The sequence below is a fragment of the Streptomyces lydicus genome (assembly GCF_000717345.1).
Classification (GTDB): domain Bacteria; phylum Actinomycetota; class Actinomycetes; order Streptomycetales; family Streptomycetaceae; genus Streptomyces; species Streptomyces lydicus.
The window spans coordinates 168,717-184,379 of sequence record NZ_JNZA01000027.1; the positions used below are offsets into that span (position 1 = coordinate 168,717).

General features: G+C 72.9%; 12 protein-coding genes. 6 read left to right on the forward strand and 6 right to left on the reverse strand.

What is annotated here, in order from left to right; all coding sequences use genetic code 11:
• The first annotated feature begins 205 nt into the window (after window positions 1–205).
• The 4 genes from OO62_RS24690 to rarD all read left to right on the forward strand — a co-directional run bounded on the left by OO62_RS24690 (window position 206) and on the right by rarD (window position 5,457).
• A complete protein-coding gene (locus OO62_RS24690; RefSeq protein WP_033269739.1) occupies window positions 206–2,155 on the forward strand; it encodes a 2-oxoacid:acceptor oxidoreductase subunit alpha in 1,950 nt (649 codons plus the stop codon).
• Window positions 2,148–3,242: a 2-oxoacid:ferredoxin oxidoreductase subunit beta gene (locus tag OO62_RS24695; RefSeq protein WP_033269740.1), complete on the forward strand. Its 1,095-nt coding sequence runs from the start codon at window positions 2,148–2,150 to the stop codon at window positions 3,240–3,242. The genes OO62_RS24690 and OO62_RS24695 overlap by 8 nt, the downstream gene beginning before the upstream one ends.
• Window positions 3,243–3,426: 184 nt before the next feature.
• Window positions 3,427–4,293, forward strand: a complete 867-nt coding sequence (locus OO62_RS24700; RefSeq protein WP_033269741.1) for an SDR family oxidoreductase — start codon at window positions 3,427–3,429, stop codon at window positions 4,291–4,293.
• Between the two features lie 168 nt (window positions 4,294–4,461).
• The gene (gene rarD, locus OO62_RS24705) at window positions 4,462–5,457 is read left to right on the forward strand and encodes an EamA family transporter RarD (protein WP_033269742.1); all 996 of its coding nucleotides are present in this window, start codon (window positions 4,462–4,464) and stop codon (window positions 5,455–5,457) included.
• On the opposite strand, the gene OO62_RS24710 is transcribed toward rarD, so the two are convergent.
• The 6 genes from OO62_RS24710 to OO62_RS24735 all read right to left on the reverse strand — a co-directional run bounded on the left by OO62_RS24710 (window position 5,447) and on the right by OO62_RS24735 (window position 13,054).
• Window positions 5,447–6,337 carry an ABC transporter permease gene (locus OO62_RS24710; RefSeq protein ID WP_033269743.1) on the reverse strand — a complete coding sequence of 297 codons (891 nt, stop codon included), beginning with the start codon at window positions 6,335–6,337 and terminating at the stop codon, window positions 5,447–5,449. The two genes, rarD and OO62_RS24710, sit on opposite strands and share 11 nt — an antisense overlap.
• On the reverse strand, window positions 6,324–7,370 hold the full coding sequence (locus OO62_RS24715) for an ABC transporter ATP-binding protein (protein WP_033269744.1): 1,047 nt from the start codon (window positions 7,368–7,370) through the stop codon (window positions 6,324–6,326). The genes OO62_RS24710 and OO62_RS24715 overlap by 14 nt, the downstream gene beginning before the upstream one ends.
• A gap of 120 nt (window positions 7,371–7,490) precedes the next feature.
• A complete protein-coding gene (locus tag OO62_RS24720) occupies window positions 7,491–8,768 on the reverse strand; it encodes a LolA family protein (protein ID WP_033269745.1) in 1,278 nt (425 codons plus the stop codon).
• Window positions 8,769–9,025: 257 nt separating this feature from the next.
• Window positions 9,026–10,039, reverse strand: a complete 1,014-nt coding sequence (locus OO62_RS24725) for a polyprenyl synthetase family protein (RefSeq protein ID WP_033269746.1) — start codon at window positions 10,037–10,039, stop codon at window positions 9,026–9,028.
• 538 nt (window positions 10,040–10,577) lie between these two features.
• Window positions 10,578–11,780 carry an FAD-dependent oxidoreductase gene (locus OO62_RS24730; RefSeq protein ID WP_033269747.1) on the reverse strand — a complete coding sequence of 401 codons (1,203 nt, stop codon included), beginning with the start codon at window positions 11,778–11,780 and terminating at the stop codon, window positions 10,578–10,580.
• Window positions 11,777–13,054, reverse strand: a complete 1,278-nt coding sequence (locus tag OO62_RS24735; RefSeq protein ID WP_033269748.1) for a carboxylate--amine ligase — start codon at window positions 13,052–13,054, stop codon at window positions 11,777–11,779. The genes OO62_RS24730 and OO62_RS24735 overlap by 4 nt, the downstream gene beginning before the upstream one ends.
• A 537-nt stretch (window positions 13,055–13,591) precedes the next feature.
• Here OO62_RS24735 and fahA point away from each other — a divergent pair.
• Together fahA and OO62_RS24745 are read left to right on the forward strand one after the other, a co-directional pair.
• Window positions 13,592–14,818, forward strand: coding sequence for a fumarylacetoacetase (gene fahA, locus OO62_RS24740; RefSeq protein ID WP_033269770.1), 1,227 nt, complete (start codon window positions 13,592–13,594; stop codon window positions 14,816–14,818).
• Entirely contained in the window at window positions 14,815–15,459 is a 645-nt protein-coding gene (locus tag OO62_RS24745; RefSeq protein WP_033269749.1) for a GOLPH3/VPS74 family protein, read from the forward strand. The genes fahA and OO62_RS24745 overlap by 4 nt, the downstream gene beginning before the upstream one ends.
• Window positions 15,460–15,663 lie beyond the last annotated feature (204 nt).

Below are 15,663 nucleotides of genomic sequence, written 5' to 3' on the forward strand. Positions count from 1 at the left end.
CGTCATGAACAAGGGGCCACGGGGGCGATGATTTCATGACAAAACGCACCAGATCACTGTCTCAGCTTGACGTCCATCATGTGAGCAACCCAGGGAAGGGCACCCTTACCCACGTACGATGGTTATGGGACAACCGTCCGGTACGACACGTCCCGAGCCCTGCCTCCGGCGGGGACGCCGCACCCCTCGAGGGAGGTCCGAAGCAGTGACCAGCCAGGTCAGTAGCCGAGCCGAGCAGACCGACGCAGCGCTTGTCGGGGAACAGCGCACTTCCGGTAACGGCGGCGAAGGCAAAGAAGTCCGGCGCCTGGACCGGGTGATCATCCGGTTCGCCGGTGACTCCGGTGACGGCATGCAGCTCACCGGGGACCGGTTCACATCCGAGACGGCGTCGTTCGGCAACGACCTGTCGACGCTGCCGAACTTCCCCGCCGAGATCCGCGCCCCTGCCGGCACCCTGCCCGGCGTCTCCAGCTTCCAGCTGCACTTCGCCGACCACGACATCCTGACGCCCGGTGACGCTCCGAACGTGCTGGTCGCGATGAACCCGGCCGCGCTCAAGGCGAACCTCGCCGACGTGCCGCGCGGCGCGGAGATCATCGTCAACACCGACGAGTTCACCAAGCGCCCGATGGCGAAGGTCGGCTATGCGACCAGCCCGCTGGAGGACGGCTCGCTGGCGGCCTACAACGTCCACCCCGTGCCGCTGACGACGCTGACGGTCGAGGCGCTCAAGGACTTCGGGCTCTCCCGCAAGGAGGCCGAGCGCAGCAAGAACATGTTCGCGCTGGGGCTGCTGTCGTGGATGTACCACCGGCCCACCGAGGGCACCGAGAAGTTCCTGCGCACGAAGTTCGCCAAGAAGCCGGACATCGCGGAGGCGAACGTCGCCGCGTTCCGGGCGGGCTGGAACTTCGGTGAGACCACCGAGGACTTCGCCGTCTCCTACGAGGTCGCGCCGGCGACCCAGGCGTTCCCTACCGGTACCTACCGCAACATCTCCGGCAACCTCGCGCTGTCCTACGGCCTGGTCGCCGCCTCCCAGCAGGCGGATCTGCCGCTGTACCTGGGCTCGTACCCCATCACCCCGGCCTCCGACATCCTGCACGAGCTGTCCAAGCACAAGAACTTCGGTGTGCGGACGTTCCAGGCGGAGGACGAGATCGCCGGCATCGGCGCGGCGCTGGGCGCGGCGTTCGGCGGCGCGCTGGCGGTCACGACCACGTCCGGACCGGGTGTGGCGCTCAAGTCGGAGACCATCGGCCTCGCGGTCAGCCTCGAACTCCCGCTGCTGATCGTGGACATCCAGCGCGGCGGCCCCTCGACGGGTCTGCCGACGAAGACCGAGCAGGCTGACCTGCTGCAGGCCATGTACGGGCGCAACGGCGAGGCACCGGTGCCGATCGTGGCGCCGAAGACCCCCGCCGACTGCTTCGACGCGGCGCTGGACGCGGCCCGTATCGCGCTCACGTACCGCACCCCCGTCTTCCTGCTCTCCGACGGCTATCTCGCCAACGGCTCCGAGCCCTGGCGGATCCCCGACGTGGTGGAGCTGCCCGACCTGCGCGTCCAGTTCGCCTCCGGCCCCAACCACCAGCTGGCCGACGGCACCGAGGTCTTCTGGCCGTACAAGCGCGACGAGCAGACGCTGGCGCGCCCCTGGGCCGTGCCGGGCACCCCGGGCCTGGAACACCGCATCGGCGGCATCGAGAAGCAGGACGGCACCGGCAACATCTCCTACGACCCCGCCAACCACGACTTCATGGTGCGCACCCGCCAGGCGAAGGTCGACGGCATCGAGGTCCCCGACATCGAGGTCGACGACCCCGCCACCGACGGCCTGGGCGCCAACACCCTTGTCATCGGCTGGGGTTCGACGTACGGACCGATCACCGCCGCGGTACGGCGCGTACGGGGCGCAGGGGAGCGCATCGCGCAGGCCCATCTGCGCCACCTCAACCCCTTCCCACGGAATCTCGGCGAGGTCCTGGCGCGTTACGACAAGGTGATCGTGCCGGAGATGAACCTCGGACAGCTCGCCACTCTGCTGCGCGCCAGGTACTTGGTGGACGCGCGCTCGCACACCCAGGTCAGCGGAATGCCGTTCAAGGCCGAGCAACTCGCGGAGGTCTTTAAGGAGGCCATCAATGACTGAGACGATCTCGGAGAGGTCCTCGCAGATCGAGGCGCTCTCCCTGGTGCCCAAGGCCGACGCCAAGCAGTCCATGAAGGACTTCAAGTCCGATCAGGAAGTGCGCTGGTGCCCCGGCTGCGGTGACTACGCCGTCCTCGCCGCCGTGCAGGGCTTCATGCCCGAGCTCGGCCTGGCGAAGGAAAACATCGTCTTCGTCTCCGGCATCGGCTGCTCCTCCCGCTTCCCGTACTACATGAACACCTACGGGATGCACTCCATCCACGGCCGCGCCCCGGCCATCGCCACCGGCCTGGCCTCCTCCCGGCGCGACCTGTCCGTCTGGGTCGTCACGGGCGACGGCGACGCGCTGTCCATCGGCGGCAACCACCTCATCCACGCCCTGCGGCGCAACGTCAACCTCAAGATCCTGCTGTTCAACAACCGGATCTACGGTCTGACCAAGGGCCAGTACAGCCCCACCTCCGAGGTCGGCAAGATCACCAAGTCGACGCCGATGGGCTCGCTGGACGCGCCGTTCAACCCGGTCTCGCTGGCCCTCGGCGCGGAGGCGTCGTTCGTGGCCCGCACCGTCGACTCCGACCGCAAGCACCTCACGTCGGTGCTGCGCCAGGCCGCCGCCCACCCCGGTACGGCGCTGGTGGAGATCTACCAGAACTGCAACATCTTCAACGACGGCGCGTTCGAGGCGCTCAAGGACAAGGAGCAGGCCCAGGAGGCCGTCATCCGTCTGGAGCACGGGCAGCCGATCCGCTTCGGCGCGCTGGCCCCCGACGGCTTCGGCTCCAAGGGCGTGGTCCGCGACCCGGCCACCGGCGACCTCAAGGTCATCGACGTGCGGGAGGAGGGCACCGGCGGCGTCCTGGTGCACGACGCGCACAACCCGTCGCCCACCACCGCCTTCGCGCTCTCCCGGCTCGCCGACGCCGACACCCTGCACCACACCCCGATCGGTGTGCTGCGCGATGTCGACCGGCCGGTCTACGACACCCTGATGTCCGAGCAGCTGGACTCGGCCATCGAGCAGAAGGGCAAGGGCGACCTGGCCGCACTGCTGGCCGGGAACGACACCTGGACGGTCGTCGGCTGACAGCGGGTACGGGCGCGGCTTCCCACCGCGCACGTTCCCGGTCGCCGCTGCGGGTGCCCGTGGAGGAGCGTCTTACGGCGTTCCCCTACGGGCACCCGCTGTCTTTACGGGGTGCGGCGCGTCTCTTCTGCGCGTCCGTTTCGAGTGCGATGCTGGCCGTTTCCCGTCCATCTGGGGGTAGGAAATGAGCATTGTTGTCACCGGCGCCACCGGGGCGCTCGGCCGACTGGCCGTCGAGGAACTGCTCAGGCGCACCGCACCGGACGACATCGTCGCCCTCGCCCGCGACCGGGCCAAGGCCGCCGGCCTGGCGGCCCGGGGCGTCCGGATCGAGAGCGCGGACTACGGGCGGCCCGAAACGCTCGACGGGGTCTTCGCGGCCGGCGACCGGGTCCTGTTCATCTCCGGCAACGAGGCCGGGCAGCGGCTCACCCAGCACCGCGCGGTGATCGACGCCGCACGCGAGGCGGGCGTCGGGCTGCTCGCCTACACCAGCGTGCTGGGCGGACCGGCCGCCACCTTCTCCATCGCCGAGGAGCACATCGCCACCGAGCAGGCGCTGCTCGCGTCCGGAGTGCCGTACTGCCTGCTGCGCAACGGCTGGTACAACGAGAACTACACCGGGGCACTGGCCACCACCCTGAAGATCGGCGCGGTGGTCGGCAGCGCGGGCGAGGGCCGGGTGGCCAGCGCCGCGCGGCGGGACTACGCCGAGGCCGCCGCCGTCGTGCTCACCGGCAGCGGCCACGACAACACGGTGTACGAGCTGAGCGGCGACACCGCCTGGACGATGGCCGAGTACGCGGCCGAGGTGTCCCGGCAGACCGGCCGGAAGATCCCGTACAACGATCTGCCGCACGACGCGTACGTGGCGCTGATGATCGAGGCGGGCGTACCGGCGCTGGGCGCGCGGATGGTCGCCGACGCGGACGCCGGGATCGCGCGCGGCGAGCTGGCCGCGACGCCCGGCGACCTCTCCCGGCTCCTGGGCCGCCCGACCACACCGATCGCCGAGTCGATCGCGGAGGCCCTGAAACAGCTGCCCACCTGAGGCGACTTCCCGCCGGAGCCGGCGCACGCCCGGCGCCGGTGCGCCGCCCGCAGCGCCCGCCGACGCCGCACAGCCCAGGTGTCATGACCGTATGCCGATACACCCATGACAGCCGGGCCGTACGGCGCTACCTTCACAGGGTCGACGGAACATCCTCGGGAGGGTCCCTTGCAGCCTCGAAGCGATCAGCGCGCCGGACTCGCCTATGGTGCCGCCGCCTACACCATGTGGGGCCTGCTGCCGCTGTACTGGCACCTGCTGGACGCGGCCTCGCCGTCCGAGATCCTGGCCCACCGCATGGCGTGGTCCCTGCCCGTCGCCGTCGTCATCCTGGCCGTGCTGCGCCGCTGGGCCTGGGTGGGCCCGCTGCTGCGGCAGCCCCGGAAGCTGGCGCTGGTCCTGGTCTGCGCCGTGTTCATCTCGACGAACTGGTTCCTGTACATCTGGGCCGTCAATGCCGGGCACGTACTGGAGGCGTCGCTCGGCTACTTCATCAACCCGCTGGTCAGCATCGCCTTCGGGGTACTCGTGCTGCGGGAGCGGCTGCGGCCGCTGCAGTGGACGGCGGTGGGTGTCGGCGCCCTCGCGGTGGTCGTGATGACCGTCGCCTACGGCAAGGTGCCCTGGATCGCGCTCGGCCTGGCTCTCTCGTTCGCGACGTACGGGCTGGCCAAGAAGGGCATCAAGCTCGACGGCATCGAGGGGTTCAGCGCCGAGACGGCCATGCAGTTCCTGCCCGCACTGGGCTACTTGATCTTCCTGGGCGCACGCGGCGAGTCCAGCTTCACCACCGGCGGGGTGGGGCAGGCGCTGCTGCTCTCGGCGTGCGGTGTCGCGACCGCGGTGCCGCTGATCTGCTTCGGCGCCTCGGCGATGCGGCTGCCGCTGACGGTGATCGGGATGCTGCAGTACCTGGCGCCGACCTTCCAGTTCCTGCTGGGCCTCACGGTCTTCCACGAGGAGATGCCGCCGGAGCGCTGGGCCGGTTTCGCGCTGGTGTGGGCGGCCCTCGCCGTGCTGACCTACGACGCGCTGCGCACCGCACGGCGGGCGCGCGGCGAGCTGGCCGAGGCCGCGGCCCGCGCGGGCGAGGCGGCCGCCGCCGGTGCGCTCCAGACGGCCGTTGCCCCCGCGGAGCCCGAGGCCCCCGGCGTCAAGCCGTGATGTCCCGGGTGGTGAACCGCGCCCAGGCCGCCGTGCCGAACACCGCCGCGTACACCGCCTGCAGGCCGAAGTTCTTCGCCAGCTGGTCCCAGTAGACGGGGTCGCGGAGCAGATCCGCGAAGGACAGCCAGTAGTGCGGGAAGAGGTAGGGCTGGATGGTCTCCAGCTGCGGGAGGGTGTCCAGGATCTGCACCGTGATCAGCAGGCCGACGGTGGTCGCCATGGCGGCGATGCCGCTGGTGGTGAGCGTGGAGAGGAACAGGCCGATCGCGGCCACCCCGACGAGCGACAGCGCCACCGCACCCGCGATGGCCAGCGCCCGCAGCAGCCCCTCGGCCAGGGGTATGGAGGTCCCGGAGAGCAGGGTGACCTCGCCCAGTGGGAAGAGCAGCGCGCCGGTCGCCAGCGCGGAGAGCGCCACGGTCAGCGTGCCCACCAGACAGAACGTCAGGGTCGTGGCGTACTTGACCAGCAGCAGGCGCGTACGGCCCGCGGGGGCGACGAGGAGGTAGCGCAGCGTCCCCCCGTGCGCCTCGCCGGCTATGGAGTCGCCCGCGATCACTCCGATCGCCATCGGGAGGAAGAACGGCAGCGTCACCGCCAGCGAGGTGAAGACCAGGAACACGCCGTTGTTGGTGACCTGGGAGATGAACGCCGGGCCGCCCTCGCCGCCACCGCCGCCCCCTGAACGGCCGCGTCCGGTCTCGATCCTGACGGCGACACCGACCAGGACCGGTACGCCCGCGAGCACCGCCAGCAGCGCGAGGGTGCGCCAGCGCCGGAAGGTCATGGTGATCTCGCTGCGCAGCAGGCCCAGCGACCACAGCGGCCGGGGACTGCGCGGCGCCGCCCCGGCCTGCGACAACTCAGCCTGCGACATCGAAGCCCTCCCCGGTCAGCTGGACGAAGACGTCTTCCAGCGAGGCGCGTTCGGTACCGAAGGCGCGGACCCGGACCCCGGCGTGCACCAGCGCGGCGTTGAGGTCGGCGAGGTCGGGCGGCACCTGGCCGTCCGCTGCGCCGGGCAGGTCGCCCGTGACGCGGTCGTCGGTGAGCTGCAGCTCGGTCACGCCGTGCTCCTTCAGTACCCGGGCGGCGTCCGCCGGGTCGGGGGTGGTGACCGTCAGCCGGCCGCTCGCCCGCGTGTCGAGGACCGTGGCGGAGAGGTCGGCGACCGTGCCCTGGGTGATCAGCCGGCCGCGGGCCATCACCGCGGCGTGCGTGCAGACCTGCTCGATCTCGTCGAGGAGGTGGGAGGAGAGGAAGACGGTGGTGCCGTCCGCCGCCAGCTCGCGGACCAGGGCGCGGATCTCCCGCATGCCCTGCGGGTCCAGGCCGTTGGTCGGCTCGTCGAGCACCAGCAGCTCGCGCGGCTGCAGCAGGGCCGCCGCCAGCCCCAGCCGCTGCTTCATGCCGAGCGAGTAGGCCCGCGCCTTCTTGCCGGCCGCGGCGGCCAGGCCGACCCGCTGCAACGCCTGGTCGACGCGCCGCTCGCGGGTGCGGGGATCGGCGGCCGGGTCGGCCGCGTCGAAGCGCCTGAGGTTGTCGCGGCCGCTGAGGAAACCGTAGAGCGCCGGGCCCTCGATGAGGGCACCGACCTTGGGCAGCACCCGCCGGCCCGCGGCGGGCATCGGCGAGCCGAGCACCCGGGCGCTGCCGGCGGTGGCGTCGATCAGGCCCATCAGCATGCGGATGGTGGTGGTCTTGCCGCAGCCGTTCGGCCCGAGGAAGCCGAAGACGCTGCCGCGCGGGACGACCAGGTCGAGGCCGTCGACGGCGAGCTGGCCGCCGCGGTACGCCTTGGTGAGCCCCCGCGTCTCGATCACCGGGTCCGCGGGCGGCGGGCTCGCCGGGCCGGCGCCGGGCGCGGACGCGCGGGCGCCGTCGGGCCGCGTGGCGGGCGGCTGTGGCATCGGCTCTCCCGGTTCTCGTACGGATGGCCTGCGGGCCGCGCCGCGCCACCCCGGCGGGGTGGCGCGGCGCGGCCCTCGACTGCTGCGGTGGCCCGCCCACTTGGCGGCGTCGGCCGCGTCCTACTTGGCGGCGTCGGCCGCGTCGATCAGGGCCTGCTTGTCGACGGCGCCGACGTAGACGGTGCCGTTGTCCGTTATCAGCGCGTTGACCAGGCGGGTGCTGAAGACCCGGCCGGAGCCGAAGGAGCCGCTGACCTTGTCGCCGAGGCTGTCCAGGAACTTGCCGGCGTCGCCGCCCGGGCCCTGGCCCTTGCCGGAGGGCAGGCCGGAGCCGGTGCCCTTGATCGTGGCGATGGACGTCCAGCCCTTGCCGACGACGTTCAGCCCGCCGAGGCCCTTCTTGAAGTCCTCGGCGCCCTTGCGGGACCCGAAGTCCTTGCCCCGCTTGCCGTGTTCGCGCTCGGCCTTCGCCCGCTCCTTGTCGCCGTCGACGACCTTGGCGCCCTTCGGCGGGGTGAAGGAGAACAGGCCCGCGTCGGGCTTGGCGAAGTCGACGTTGGTGTAGCCGACGTCGACGGCGGCCGGGCCACCGCTCTTGGGGGTGAGGGTGAACTTCAGCGGGGTGCCGTTGGCGGCGTCCACCGCGACCCGGATCGAGCCGACCGTCGAGGCGGCCTGCTTGGGCTTGATCAGCAGCTGGTAGGCGTCCCGCCCGGCGACCTTGGCGGTGCCGTCGACGGTGACCGAGGTGGTGTCCCCGGCCGCCTTGAGGGCCTGCTTCGCCAGGTCCTGCGGGGTGGCGTTCTTCAGGTCCCCGGGGAGGCCCTTGGGCGCGTGGTGGCGGTCGCCGTGCCGGCCGGCGCCGGTGCTGTGGACGGCGGTGTTGCTGCCGCTGTCGTACGCCCAGACCTCCTTGCCGTTGTGGACGAGGCTGTACTCGGCGGCCTTGTCGACGATCGAGACCCGCTGCTTGTCGGGGCCGTCGGCGGCGACGCGGAGCGTGTGGGCGCCGGACGCCAGCTCCATCAGCTTGCTCTGGGGCGCCGCGGACGCCCCGTCGTCGCTCTTGCCGCCCTGCTCGCCGCCCCGGCCGCCGCCGAAGCTCCCGGCGGCTCCGCCCATGCCCGGCAGGGACGGCAGGCCGAGGTCCGTGGTGACCCGGACCGTGCCGGACAGCTGCTGGACGTCCGACGAGGCGATCTTGGCTATCAGGTCCTGGGCCGAGATCTTCGGCAGGTCCGGGGATCCGGAGCCGGCGAACGCCGGGACCAGCCCGATCGTGGCCGCCGCCACTCCCGCCACCGCGACCGGCACGGCGTACCGCACTGCCTTACGGCGCTTCGGGGAGCGCCCCTCGCCCCACTCGTCGGTGCGCTCTGTCGGTTCGTTCCGTGGCATTGCCCCTACCTCCGTCGTCTGCGGCGGTTGCTGCGCTGTCCACTCGCCCACCCTGGGGTTCATTGTGACCCGGCCGCCGCGTTCTGGTGCTTTCCATCTCACCAAATCGCCCGGCCCGACGCGTCAGCCCGCGGGCGCAACTCGGCGTACTGCTGAGGTATGACGCCGGGTCACCACGAGGCGGAGCAGGTACCACAGGAGTCTGACGACTCCCTAGGGGACGGGCCGGCGAGCCCTGAGGGCGCGGCCCGTCCGCCTCATCCGGCCCGGTGGACCACCGCGTCGCACAGGCCCTCCAGGGCCGACTTGGCCGTGCACGGCGGCAGCGGCGCCAGCGTCGCCCGCGCCTCCTCCGCGTAGCGCACGGTGTCGCGGCGGGCCTCTTCGAGCGCCGGGTGGGCACGCAGCAGGGTCAGTGCCTCGGCGTGCCGCGCGTCATCGGTCAGGTCGCCGGCCAGCAGCTCGCACAGCGCGCGGTCCTCGGGGGTGCCGGCGTCGCTCTCGGCCCGGGCCCGCAGGCGCAGCACCGGCAGGGTGGCGATGCCCTCGCGCAGGTCGGTGCCGGGCGTCTTGCCCGACTCGTGCGAGTCGCTGGCGATGTCCAGGACGTCGTCGGCCAGCTGGAAGGCGGTGCCCAGCCGCTCGCCGTACTGGGTGAGGATGTTGGCCGTCGACTCGTCGGCGCCCGACATCATGGCGCCGAAGCGGCAGGCCACGGCGACCAGCGAACCGGTCTTGCCCGCGAGGACGTCCAGATAGTGGTCGATGGGGTCGCGGCCGTCGCGCGGTCCCGCGGTCTCCAGGATCTGGCCGGTCACCAGGCGCTCGAACGCCTCGGCCTGGATCCGGACCGCCTCGGGCCCGAGGTCGGCGAGGATGTGCGAGGCGCGGGCGAAGAGGAAGTCGCCGGTCAGCACCGCGACGGAGTTGCCCCAGCGGGCGTTGGCGCTGGCCACCCCGCGGCGCACGTCGGCCTCGTCCATCACGTCGTCGTGATAGAGCGTCGCCAGATGCGTCAGCTCCACGACGACGGCGGAGGGCACCACGCCCGGGCTGTGGGTGTCACCGAACTGGGCGGCCAGCATCACCAGCAGCGGCCGGAACCGCTTGCCGCCCGCGCGCACGAGATGCTGCGCGGCTTCGGTGATGAACGGCACGTCGCTCTTGGTGGCCTCCAGCAGGCCCTCCTCGACAGCCGCCAACCCGGCCTGGACATCGGCCTCAAGAGCCTGGTCCCGCACGCTCAGCCCGAAGGGCCCGACGACGGTCACGAGGGGTACTCCTGTCTGCTGACGATCAAACTGAATGTCGATCTGTCGCTGTCTCCACCATTGGCCAGCGTATCCGGTCGCAGTTCGATCACCGTGAGCGCCTGCCCCCCGAACCGCCCGGGAAGCACCACGGGGCATGGCCCCGCACCGTCCGCGTCACCCGGTGCCGCGGGTTTGACGCCGTGGAACGGGAGCGCCGGAGGCAGCCCGGGGCCCCGGCGCACCCACGAGTCACAGCAGCGCCCCGGCGGCCGGATACCCACGCCGGCCCCATCGTTGTTACGCCATCCTCACGGAGCGGCCCCCTGCTGACCACCGCCGTCCGGGGCCACCGGGGCGGGGCGACGGGGGCCGCGTGCCGGCTGGCGGGCAGGGCCGGCCGCCAGCCGGGCGGGGCGGCGTCGGAGCGCGCGCCAGGCGGGGTGGCAGGTTCTCCGCGCGCCGGACGGGGCGGCAGGTTGCCCCGCGCGCCGGGCGGGGAGACAGGTTCTGTCGCGCGCCTGCCAGGGGGCGCCACTTGGGCGGGTGCCCCCGCTGGTCAGCCGTGTGCCCGCGCCACCGCCCGGGCCAGCCGCGGCGAGGCGAACTCCGTGCCGCACACGAAGCGCATCACCGGTCCGAACGAGGCGGCCGCCGGCAGCCCCGTGAAGTACAGCCCCGGTACGGACGAGCCGAAGCCGGCGTCCAACAGGGGCCCGCCGGCCCGCGTCACGACCCCCGTGCGCAGCCCCTGCCCCAGGAAGTCCATCGCCGCCAGGTCCATCCGGTAGCCGGTCGCGGCCAGGACGTGGTCGGCGGACAGCTCCCCGCCCTGCCCGTCGGCGCCGCGCAGCGCCAGTACGGGACGGCCGTCACGCACCGTCGCCCGCACGATCCGCCGGTCCTGCGTGACCTGGACGCGGCCCACGAAGCGCTCCCGCAGCCACCACGCGCCCAGCGGGCCGAGCACCCGCCGCACCAGATGGCGCCGCACCGGAGCCGGCAGGTACCGGAAGGCGCCGGCGTGCTGCGTCAGCGCGTACAACGACCAGGCGTTGCCGAACGGCGACGGCGGCCGCAGCCGCGGCTGGCGGTCCGGCGGCGCGCCGAAGGCCACCGCGGCCGGTCCGCGCGCCACCACCCGTACCGCGGCCGCCCCCGCCTCGGCCAGCAGCACCGCGCTCTCCAGCGCCGACTGCCCGGCACCGACGACGACCACCTCCCGGCCGGCCAGCGCCGACAGATCGTGGTGCTGCGAACTGTGCGAGACGGGGCCGGTGGCGGACGGGCCGTCGGGGGCCGCCGCGGCCAGTTCCGGCGGCAGATGGGCCAGCCCGCTCAGCCCGGTGGCCACGACCACCGCCCGCGCCCCGAACTGCTCGCCGCTGTCCAGCTTCAGCTCGAAGCCGTCGGCCCTCCGGTCCACCGAGACCACCCGGACCTGCTCCAACTCGGGCACCAGCCGCTGCTGCACCCACTGCCCGTACCGGACGAACGTCTCGACGGGCACCACGTCCCAGTCCGACGCGTACGGGCCCTCCCCCGAGGCCGCGCAGTAGTCGGCGAGGGTGTGGCCGCCCTGTGGGGTGTGGAGGCTGGAGGCGGCCGGCGTCGACTTGAGCAGCATGCCCGCGGGCATCTGCTCCTGCCAGCTCACCATCGGCCGGCCGAAGACCCGCACCGGCAGGCCGGCCGCCCGTAGGTGCGCCGCTGTCGACAGGCCGTACGGGCCGGCCCCGATGACCGCTACCGGAGTGCTCACTTCGGTCCCTCCCCTTGCGTCGGTGGTGCCTCGGTACGCGCCCGGCGGCCCGCCCGGCGCAGCTCCCTCAGGTGTCTCGCGCCCGGCCCGACGGACCGCGCGAGCATGGCGAGGAACGGCAGCGGGTCGTCGCCGGCGAACCAGGCCAGCTCGGTGCCGGTGGCCCGCACCGGCGTGTGGGGGGTGCGCCGGCCACCGCGGTAGGCGAGCAGCGCGGGCAGGTCGACGTTCTCGACGACGAAGCGGTGTCCGGCCGGCTGGGCGCCCCCGGGGACGGCGCGGCCGGTGAGGTCCAGGTGGAGGGCGCGCAGCACGTCGACGCCGGCGGCGTTCTCGAAGAGCCGGAACTGCGCGCCCATCCGCGGGTTGAAGTCGAGCAGCTTGTACTGGCCGTCGCGCCGGTCGAACCGCCAGTCCAGGTCGGCGATCCCGGCGAAGCCGATCCGTGCGGCGAACCGCGCGGTGCGCTGCGCGAGCCCGGGGTTGTCGACGACGTACGCACAGGCGGTCATGCCGGCGTGCGGCGGCCACGAGCGCACCTTGACGCCGGTGAACAGTGCCAGCGGCGCACCGCCCGGCGCGAAGCAGGCGTGCACGATCCAGTCCTCGGCCTGCTCGCGGGGCAGGTATTCCTGAAGGATCACGCCCGGCCGCGGGCCCCAGTCCCGTGCCAGATCGAGCAGTTGGCCCGGGCCTCCGATCCAGGTCGTACCGGCCACCGCGGGCCGCGTACGCCGTACGAACGCCTCGCGGTTCTTGGCCACCACGGGGAAGCGTGCCTGCCGGGCGAACGCCTCGACGTCCGCGTACGAGGCGGGGAAGGCGGCCGCCGGGGAGGGCACGCCGTGTTCGGCGCACAGCGCGTGCAGGCCCTGCTTGCTGGCCAGCCGGCGCGGCAGACCGGGCGTCACCCGGGGGAAGAGAAACGCTCCGGCGAGCGCTCCGGCGTGCTCGGCGACCAGCACGGCGGCCTCTTCGTCGGTGGGTATCAGGACCGTCGGCCGGCCGATCCGGCGGCCGATCCGCAGCAGCCCGGCGACCAGCCGCTCCGGTTCCTCGCGCCCGGTGGTCGGCCAGACGAAGCGGCCGCTGAGGTAGCGGGACACCGCCGCGGGCGTGTACCGGTCCTCCGTGACGGCGTACATGGGCACACCGAGCCGCCCCAGGCTGCGGATCGCCCCCACGCCGCCGTGGTGCAGGGGGTAGGCCCCGATCTTGACGATCAGCCCCGGAACCGTCCGGTCGACCGCGAGCCGTGTGCCACTGCGCGCCACGTGTCCCCCCAACGGAACCCAGCGGACCCCTACGGACCCCGGCGGACCCAGCGGAACAGTCGTCCCCGGCCCGTGCCAGGAAAGGAAGCTAGGCCCGAATTGCGCGCTCCAGCAAGGCTTTTCCGGACATTACCGAGACTTGGGGCGTACGTGGCGGCGCGCACTCCCACACCGTCCCTACGCCCGTACGACGCCCGCGCCCCTCGGCGGGCCCCGTGCTCCTCGCCTGGCCCCCGTTCCCCTCGCCGGGCCGGCGCGGCTGAGGGACACGGGCAAAGGAGGACCACCGGGTGGCTCGCCCGGCACGGCGGCTCAACCCGCCCAGCGACTCCCGGCCCGGTCCCGACCGCTCACCCGCCGCCGTTCCTCCACCCGACCCCGACCCCGGCCCCCGACCGCGTGGCGCAAGTTATCCACAGGGCACTTCGCCGTGCCGTGCCCGGCCGTACTCTGATCAACGAGCCGCCCGCCCGGGGTTTCACCAGGCCCCGACCGGTCCGGCCGCTCACCGGCGACGAAGAACGCGAGGAGCTGTCCATGCCCGAGCAGAGCCCGTTCGAGCTGGCGGAAGGCGACCCCTTCGGCCCGCACAACCTCCCCTACGGCGTCTTCAGTACCACCGACGCGCCCGACCAGCGCCGGGTAGGTGTCCGCTACGGCAGGCACGTCCTCGATCTGAGTGCCCTGCCCAGCGCCCTGCCCGCCGCCATCCACCCGCACGCCGAACTGCTCGCCGGGCCGACCCTCAACCCCCTGCTCGCCGCCGGCCGGCCCGTATGGCAGCAGATCCGCGCGGCCGTCCACAGCGCCGTCACCGACCCCGCACACCGCGACGAAGTGGCACCGCTGCTCCACCCGCTCGACGAGGTGACCCTGCACCTCCCCTTCGAGGTCGCCGACTACGTCGACTTCTACTCCAGCGAGCACCACGCCACCAACGTCGGCCGCATCTTCCGCCCGAACAACGCGGCACTGCCTCCCAACTGGAAGCACCTGCCGATCGGTTACCACGGCCGGGCGGGCACCGTCGTCGCCACCGGCACCCCCGTGGTGCGGCCCAACGGCCAGCGCAAGGCCCCTGCCGACGAGGCACCGACCTTCGGCCCCTCCACCCGCCTCGACATCGAGGCCGAGGTCGGCTTCGTCGTCGGCGTGCCCTCCACACTCCACCAGCCCGTCGGGCTCGACTCCTTCCGTGACCACGTCTTCGGCGTCTGTCTCGTCAACGACTGGTCCGCCCGCGACATCCAGGCGTGGGAGTACGTGCCGCTCGGCCCGTTCCTCGGCAAGTCCTTCGCCACCTCCGTCTCCGCCTGGATCACCCCGCTCGACGCCCTCGACGAGGCCCGTACGCCACCGCCGGCCCGCGACGTCCCGCTGCTGCCGTACCTCGACGACGCGGGCCTTGAGCCGGGCGGCATCGACATCCACATCGAGGTGCGGATCAACGGCGCGGTCGTCTCCCGGCCGCCGTTCTCCGCCATGTACTGGACGGCCGCCCAGCAACTGGCCCACATGACCGTCAACGGCGCCTCCCTGCGCACCGGCGACCTCTTCGCCTCCGGCACGGTCTCCGGACCCGACCCCGACCAGCTCGGCTGCCTGCTCGAACTCACCGTGGGCAAGGGCCCCTACCTCCAGGACGGCGACGAGGTCACGCTCACCGCCTGGGCGCCGGGCCCTGCCGGCGTCCGGATCGGCCTGGGCGAGGTCACCGGCCGCATCCTGCCCGCTCCCGCCGTCCCGGGCCGCGAGACGCCATGACCGGCGCCCCGCTCACCCTCCCCGAGGAGCTGTTCCTCCTCGCCCACGATCCGGTCCGCGGCCGTCCGCTGACCCTCCCCAAGTACCTCTGGTACGGGCTCGCTGGCGCCGCCCTGGCGGATCTGGAGGCGGCCGGCCGGATCACCACCGAGCACGGCGACCGGATCACGGTGACCAATCCGCTGCCCCTGGGCGACCCGATACTCGACGGCGCCCTGGCGGCGCTGCCCACCCCGGCCAAGGGCAGCAGGGGCCTCAAGGCCCACCGCTGGGTGCGTAGCTCCGGCCGCCCCGTCCAGGAGCTGTGCCTGCGCCGCCTGGAGGAACGCGGGGCGCTGCGCCGAGAGACCCGCCGCGCCCTGGGCCTCTTCCCGTACGAGCGTTTCCCGGCCGGCGCGGTGGACCTGACCGGCCCGGCCCGTGCCCGCTTCAAGGCGGCGGTCGACGCCCGCCTCCCCGACCGGCGCGCCCGGCTGCTGGCGGCGTACACCTCGGCGATAGACCTGGACACCAAGCTCCTGCCGGGCGGCGGCTTCCGCCCCCTCCGCCGCGACCTGAGACGCCTCGCCAGAGAGGAGTGGACGGCCTACGCCGCCTACCGCGCCGTACAACACGACAAAAGCGCAGCAGCGGGCTCCTAGCGCCGCCGCCGCCCCGATACGTGCCCGGGTACGACCCCAGGCACATCAGCAACGCCCCAGCCGCCTACCCGGGCGTGGTGGGGGGTGAGGGGATGGGGCCCGGAGCTGGGTCGCGGCCGGAGCCGGGGTGGCTGGGGCCGGGTCGCGGCTGGGGCCGGTGGTCGCGTTGGGCGGGATTGCGGCGGCGGAATTGAACGTGAGGGG

What these genes read in the sequence shown, in the direction of transcription:
- OO62_RS24720 (WP_033269745.1), bottom strand. Translation starts at nt 8,768, where the DNA reads ATGCCACGGAACGAACCGACAGAGCGCACCGACGAGTGGGGCGAGGGG.
- fahA (WP_033269770.1), top strand. Translation starts at nt 13,592, where the DNA reads ATGCCCGAGCAGAGCCCGTTCGAGCTGGCGGAAGGCGACCCCTTCGGC.
- OO62_RS24710 (WP_033269743.1), bottom strand. Translation starts at nt 6,337, where the DNA reads ATGTCGCAGGCTGAGTTGTCGCAGGCCGGGGCGGCGCCGCGCAGTCCC.
- OO62_RS24745 (WP_033269749.1), top strand. Translation starts at nt 14,815, where the DNA reads ATGACCGGCGCCCCGCTCACCCTCCCCGAGGAGCTGTTCCTCCTCGCC.
- OO62_RS24715 (WP_033269744.1), bottom strand. Translation starts at nt 7,370, where the DNA reads ATGCCACAGCCGCCCGCCACGCGGCCCGACGGCGCCCGCGCGTCCGCG.
- OO62_RS24700 (WP_033269741.1), top strand. Translation starts at nt 3,427, where the DNA reads ATGAGCATTGTTGTCACCGGCGCCACCGGGGCGCTCGGCCGACTGGCC.
- OO62_RS24695 (WP_033269740.1), top strand. Translation starts at nt 2,148, where the DNA reads ATGACTGAGACGATCTCGGAGAGGTCCTCGCAGATCGAGGCGCTCTCC.